We start from the raw sequence: 6,517 nt of genomic DNA on the forward strand, positions 1-6,517 counted from the left end.
CCGCGCGCCGGGCTCGGTCCGGTTCTCCCGCGCGGCCCGGCCCCGGCCGGCCGGGGCACGCGCTCGGCCGGGCCCCGCTCCGTGGAGAGGAATCCATGAAGGCCCTCGATCACCCGCATCCGCCGCACAGCGTGGCGGCCACCGCCACCGCCGCTGGCACCGCCACTGGCACTGGCACCACCGCCATCGCCGGCGGTGCCGCGCAGCCGCCCCGCACCGGGACCGCCGGGACCGCCGGGACCGTCAGGACTGCCCTGGCCCCCGGAACTGCCGTGGACGCCAGAACCGCCGTGGCCCCCGGGACCGCCGTGGGCGCCGTGGACGCCACAACCGTCCTGGCCCCCGGAACCGCCCTGGCCGCCGTGGACGCCACAACCACCCTGACCCCCGGGACCCCTGGGACCGCCGGGGGTGCCGTGGCCTTGGTGGTCGCTCCCGGCGGGGCCGGGGGCAACCGCCTTGAGGGCGTCGCCGAGTTCGGCACCGGGTCGGTGCGGCTGCGCTGTGCGGCCGGGCCGGAGCGCGGTGTCCTGACCGAGCTGGGGCTGGGCGGTTACCGTCCGGTGCCGCCCGGTCCGGGGACCGGGGCGCGGCTGGCCGAGGCGGCCGACACGCTGGCGGAACTCTCGCCGTTCGCCGCCGGGGTGGTGCGGGACATGGTCGGCGCCGTGGTGCTGCTGGAGCCCCGGGCCGGCCGGCACCCGCTGGGCGCGACCATGTCGTCGTACTCGTCGCCGCGGCTGCCCTCGACCGTCTTCGTCACCGAGCTGGGGATGCACCGGCTGCCGCCCGGGTTCATGTTCGCCGAACCCTCCGTCTACAGCCTCCAGGAGTCGCTGTTCCACGAGGCGCTGCTGCTGTGGCTGAACGAGGCGCACCGGATCAGCCGGCCGTTCCGCACCGTCCGCAGCCGTGCCGTCAACGTGTACGTGTCCTGGCACAACGCGTGGTGGAGCGCGGAGCGCTGTCTGCGCGAGCTGTTCGTCTTCGCCCATCTCCCGGCGCTGCGGGCGGCCGCCCTGGAGCGTGCCCGGGGACCGCAGCGGGCCCTGCTCGCCGCGGCGCACCGCTCGGCCAGCGCCTGCGCGCGGGAGCTGCTGGGCAGCCTGGGCGCGCGGCCGGAACTGTTCACCCGGCCCGGCCTGGAGCTGCTGGAGCAGATCGCCCGGCTGCTGCCGCGCCGCCGGGCCGCCTGAGCCCCCGGACGGCGCGGTGCCGGGCCCCGCGGCACACGCCGGCGGGGCCCGGCACCGTTCCCGGCCGGGCCGGCCGGGTCAGCCGGCGAGGACCTCCCGCAGCCGGGCGGCGAAGGCCCGGGGGTGGGTCTTGAGCCCGATGTGCCCGCCGGGGAAGGTCTCCAGCCCGGTTCCCAGCCGCTCCGCCAGCGCCTGGGCGCACCGCCAGGACCAGTTGCGGCCGGAGGCGCTGCCGGCGGCCGGCACGATCCGCGCCGGGGACGCCTTCAGCCGGTCGAGCATCTCGCCGTCGAACTGGTTGCGCCGGAACTGCGGCACTTCCTTGCCGATGAAGAACTCGATGTTGTCGCTCTGGTCGGCGCTGGTCGGCTCCAGCACCACCCCCGGCTCCACGTCGGCGACGCTCAGGTCGATGTTGTTGAACACGGCCATCTCCCGGACCGCCGCCGGCCAGCCCTGGGCCTCGTACAGCGCCTCCAGCCTGGCCAGCGCCCGGGCCGCGTCGGTGCGGGCCTGTTCGTCCAGCACCCCGAGGACCAGCGGCTCGTGTGCCACGACGGTGCTCACCTGGCCGGGGTGGCGCAGGGCCAGGTGCAGGGCGATGTTGGCGCCGATACTGGAGCCCAGGACCAGGGCGGGCCGGTCGGTGAGGTGGGCCAGCAGCAGGTGCGCGTCGTCGGCGTTGGTCTCGGGGGTGACCGCGTCGACCGGCTCGGCGAGACGGCTGCGGGACAGTCCCCGCCGGTCGTAGGTCACCACCGTGTGGTCGGCGGTCAGCAGGCCGACCAGGTCGTCGGTGCGGCTGGCGTCCCCGCCGCCGCCCTGGATGACCAGGAGCAGCGGGCCGCTGCCGCGGATGTCGTAGTGGATGTCGCAGCCCGGCGCGGACACGACGGCGGACGTGACTTCGGTCATGGATGGCTCCTGGGGGGGGTGGGGCGGCGGACAGGGTCACCAGGCCGGGATGCCGGTGATCGTGACGACGGCGGACGAGCTGATCCAGCCGGGCCCCTGGGAGAGCAGCAGCACGTGGTCGCCCGGGGCGAGTTCACCGGCACGGATCAGATGGTCGAGGGAGATCAGCAGGTCGGCGGCGCCGACATGGCCGATGCCGCGTCCGAAGTCCCAGCTGGAGCGGGACATCGGCAGGCCCAGCGGGGCCAGCACGGAGTACTCGATCATGCGGCCGTCCTGGTTGATGGGGATGACCCGGGCCAGGTCGGCGGCGTTGAGGCCGGCGTCGACGAGGGAGCGCCGGACGATCCCGAGGTCGAACTCGGCGATCCGTTCGACGGTCTCGGCGAGCGGCATCTCCTTCTCGTTGAACAGGGCGGCCCGCTCGGCGACCGCGACCCGGGCGGGCCCGCCGCCCTGCGGGGGCAGCAGCGGCTCCTCGCCGCGGTGCCACTTCTCCAGTTCGGCGAGCGTGCCGGAGTTGACGGCGCGCAGCTGCGCGAACCCGCTCTCGGCGCTGACCACGGCGGCCGCCGCGCCGTCGGCCAGGATGTAGGAGTCGCCGAAGCCGCGCCAGCGGTCGATGAGCGGGGTGGAGAAGTTCTGGGCGCAGGTCAGCAGGGCCCGTTCCACTTCGGCGGCGCCGGTGATCTGCCCGACGGCGATCTCCAGCGCGGCCAGCATGCCGTTGCAGCCCTGCCGGATGTGCAGCGAGGGCACGTCGGTGATGCCGAGTTCGCGCAGGATGTAGGCGGGCGGGTAGGAGCCGTCGGGGCCCTGGTGGTAGACGCCGCTGTGGATGTGCGACTCGATGTCGTCGGGGTCCAGTGCGCAGCGTTCCAGGGCGCTGCGGGCGGCGGACACCGCCATGTCCAGGGCCGGGGTGTGCTGGGCGACATGGGTGCCGGTGAGGCCGCTGGCTTTGCGGACCTCCTCGTCGTAGAGACCCTCGGCGACGCCCTGTTCGGCGCTGACGTGCTCGGGCAGGTGGACACCGACCGAGTCGATGAAGACGCCTTCTACTTTCATGCCAGTCTCCCTGGTGCCGCTTCCGGTCCCCGGGCCGTGCCCGGGGACCGGAAGCGGCACCGTCAGTCGAGGATCTGCTTCTTGAGGTGGTGGGCCAGTTCGCGCGGTGTGGGCTGGTCGAAGACCACACCGGGCGGCAGCCGCAGTCCGGTGACCGCGTTGAGCGCGTTGCGCAGGGCGAGCGCGAGGAGCGAGTCGAAGCCCAGTTCGCGGAACTTCTCGTCGCTGTCGACGGCCTGCGGTGAGGCATGGCCGAGGACGGTGGCCGTGTGGCCGCGTACCAGGTCGAGCAGCAGCGTGTCGCGGCCGGTGTCGTCGAGGGCGGCCAGCTGCTGTTTGAAGGAGGGTCCCTCGTCGCCGGCGGTGTCCCTGGCCCGGCGCCGGGCGGGCCGTCCCAGCAGGCTGCGCAGCACCGGCGACGGCGTGTGCCGGGTCAGTTCCTCGAAGGCCGGCCGGGCCACGACCACGGCGGCCTCGTCCAGGCCGCAGGCCGCGTCGAGGAGGTCGAGGAGTTCGTCCGCGGTCATCGGGACGGCCAGCGGATCCGTGGCGCCCACCGGTGCCCCGCCCGCCGTCCAGGGGCCGTAGGACAGGGCCACCGCGGTGTCGCCGCCGGCCCTGCGGGCCTGGGCGAGCGCGTCGTGGAAGGCGGCGGTGGCGGCGTCGGCCGCGCGGCCCGCGCCGCCCAGGAGGCCGGCGGCCGGGGCGAGCAGGACGAACGCGCTGACCTCGCGGCCCGCGGTCGCCGCGTGCAGCGCGCGGGCCGTGTCGGCGCCGCCCGTCAGGGCCGAGCCGAGGGTGTCCGCATCGAGGCCGGCGGCGGTGGCGGCGGCCGGTGCGCCGAGGTGCACGACCGTGCGCAGCGGACGGTCCGCCGGCAGAGCGTCCACCAGTGCGTCCAGTTCGCCCTCGGCGCGCAGGTCGGGGGCGGCGACGGTGACCTGCGCGCCGAGGGCGGTCAGGTCGGCGGCCAGCTCACGCACCGCGGTGTCGGGCCGGCCGGGTTCGGCCAGCAGCAGCACGTCCCGTACGCCGTGGACGCCGACCAGGTGGTGGGCCACCAGTGTCCCGAGCGGTCCGTCCGCGCCGCTCAGGAGCGCGGTGGTGCCGCCCGCGTCGACGACCGGCGCGGGCGCCGCGGGCCGGGCCCGCACCAGCCGCGGGACGCGTACGGTGCTGCGGCGCAGCGCGAGCTGGGGTTCGGTGCCCGACAGCGCGGCGACCAGGGACCGCCAGGACGCCCGGCTGCCGTCGGTGTCGGCGAGCACGAACCGGCCGGGTGCCTCCGCCTGGAGGGCACGGACCAGTCCCCAGACCTCGGCCGCGCGGGGATCGGGGGCCCCGGAGTCCGGGAGCGCGTCACGGGTCAGCACGACCAGACGGGCCTCCTCGAACCTGCTGTCGGCGAGCCAGGTCCGCAGCGGCGGCAGCACGGCGGCGGCCGGGTGCCCGGCAGCGGCTCCAGCACCGGCACCGGCACCGTCGCCGTCGCCGTCGCCGTTTCCGGTTCCGTTTCCGGTTCCGGCGTCGGGGAGGACGGACAGCAGGACCACGTCCGGGCGGGCGGTGCCGTCCGACTCGATCTTCGCGGCGAGTCCGTCCAGGTCCGGATAGGCCTCCGCGTAGGTGCCGGCCTTCATCAGCCCCGCGCGGGCCGACAGGCCGTCGGCGCCGACGACGGCCCAGGTACGCGGACCGTCCTGCGGGGTGCGGACCGCGGGCGCGTCCGTCCAGGCGAGCCGGAACAGCGCGTCGCGCTGTGCGGCGCCGGCCTGCCGGATGTGCTCGGCGACGGCGGGCACGAGGGTCAGGGCGTCGACGGTGGCGACGGGGGCTCCGGTGGGGTCGGCGAGGGTCAGTGCGACGGTGTCGCCGTCGCCGGCCGGGGTGACGGCGAGGCGCAGGGTCCGGGCGCCGGACGCCCGCAGGGTGACGCCCCGCCAGGAGAACGGCAGCCGGATCCCGTCGCCCGCTCCGCCGGTCGCGAGGACCGCGTGCAGGGCCGCGTCCAGCAGCGCGGGGTGGATGCCGAACTCCCCTGCCGCGTCGCGTGGTTCGCCGGCCTGCGTGATCTCGGCGTACGTCTCCTCGCCGCGCCGCCACAGCGCCCGCAGTCCCTGGAAGGCGGGCCCGTAGGCGTGCCCGTGCCGTTCCAGGCCGGGGTAGAGGTCGGTCACCGCCACGGCCTCGGCTCCGGCGGGCGGCCACACGGTCAGGTCGGGTGCCGCGACGGACTCCCGGGCGCCCTCCTCCAGGATGCCGGTGGCGTGGCAGGTCCAGCTCATGCCCTTGGCGTCGGTGTCGGGCCGGGAGTGCACGCCCAGGGTGCGGTGTCCGTCGGCGTCGGGTTCGCCGACCTCGACGCGCAGCTGGACGCCGCCGCGCTCGGGCAGCACCAGCGGTTCCAGCAGGGTCAGTTCCCCGATCCGGTCGCAGCCGGCCTCGTCCGCCGCCCGCAGCGCCAGCTCCACGAACGCCGTGCCGGGCAGTACGGGCCGGCCGCCGATGACGTGGTCGGCGAGCCAGGGCAGCGTGCGCAGCGCGAGCCGTCCGGTGAGCAGCAGGGCGTCCGAGCCGGGCAGTTCGAGGACCGCGGTGAGCAGCGGGTGGCCCTGGGCGCCGCCCAGGTCGACGGCGGCGGGCTCGTGCGGGGCCTGCCAGTAGTGGTGGCGTTGGAAGGCGTAGGTGGGCAGTTCGGCCACCGGCCCGTCCTGCGGCACCACCGACGGCCAGTCCACCGGCACCCCGCCCGCGAACGCAGCCCCCGCCGACCGCAGAAAACGGTCCCACCCGCCCTCGTCCCGCCGCAGCGAACCCACCGCGACAGCCTGCCCCTCCGCACCCGCCGCCTCGAACGTCTCCTGCAACCCCACCGTCAGCACCGGATGCGGCGAACACTCCACAAACCCCGTGAACCCGTCCGCCAGCAACAACCGGACCGTGTCCTCGAACTCCACCGTCCGCCGCAGATTCCCAAACCAGTACTCCCCCGACAACCCCACCGTATCGATGACAGCGCCCTCGACCGTGGAATAGAAATCCACCGGTGCAGTCACGGGGGCCACCGGCTCCAGCAGCCGCAGCACCTCCTCACGGATCTCCTCCACGAACGGCGAATGCGAGGCGTAGTCCACCGGAATACGGCGGGCCCGCACCCCGTCCGCCTCCCACCGCTCCATCAGCGCGTCCAGCGCCTCGACACCACCGGAAACCACCGTCGAACGCGGCCCGTTGACCGTCGCCACGGCGACCTCGTCTCCGTACGGCTCCAGGTACGGCCGTACCTCCGCGACCGGCAGCGCGACCGACACCATCCCACCACGACCCGCCAGCACACC

Annotated in this window: 4 protein-coding genes; 1 reads left to right on the forward strand and 3 read right to left on the reverse strand. The window is 75.3% G+C overall.

All coding sequences use genetic code 11. The features are described 5' to 3' along the window. Nucleotides 1-95: 95 nt before the first annotated feature. Nucleotides 96-1,196 carry a hypothetical protein gene (locus IEZ11_RS48545; RefSeq protein ID WP_189269525.1) on the forward strand — a complete coding sequence of 367 codons (1,101 nt, stop codon included), beginning with the start codon at nt 96-98 and terminating at the stop codon, nt 1,194-1,196. A 78-nt stretch (nt 1,197-1,274) separates the two neighbouring features. On the opposite strand, the gene IEZ11_RS48550 is transcribed toward IEZ11_RS48545, so the two are convergent. From IEZ11_RS48550 to IEZ11_RS48560, 3 genes are all read right to left on the reverse strand, one after another. Next, on the reverse strand, nt 1,275-2,111 hold the full coding sequence (locus IEZ11_RS48550; protein WP_189269526.1) for an alpha/beta fold hydrolase: 837 nt from the start codon (nt 2,109-2,111) through the stop codon (nt 1,275-1,277). 36 nt (nt 2,112-2,147) lie between these two features. Further along, the gene (locus IEZ11_RS48555) at nt 2,148-3,179 is read right to left on the reverse strand and encodes a ketoacyl-ACP synthase III family protein (RefSeq protein ID WP_189269527.1); all 1,032 of its coding nucleotides are present in this window, start codon (nt 3,177-3,179) and stop codon (nt 2,148-2,150) included. Between the two features lie 62 nt (nt 3,180-3,241). After that, nucleotides 3,242-6,517: type I polyketide synthase (locus tag IEZ11_RS48560; RefSeq protein ID WP_229713949.1), on the reverse strand; the 3,276-nt coding region annotated here is incomplete at its 5' end.

Source organism: Streptomyces fuscichromogenes (assembly GCF_014645815.1).
Taxonomy (GTDB): domain Bacteria; phylum Actinomycetota; class Actinomycetes; order Streptomycetales; family Streptomycetaceae; genus Streptomyces; species Streptomyces fuscichromogenes.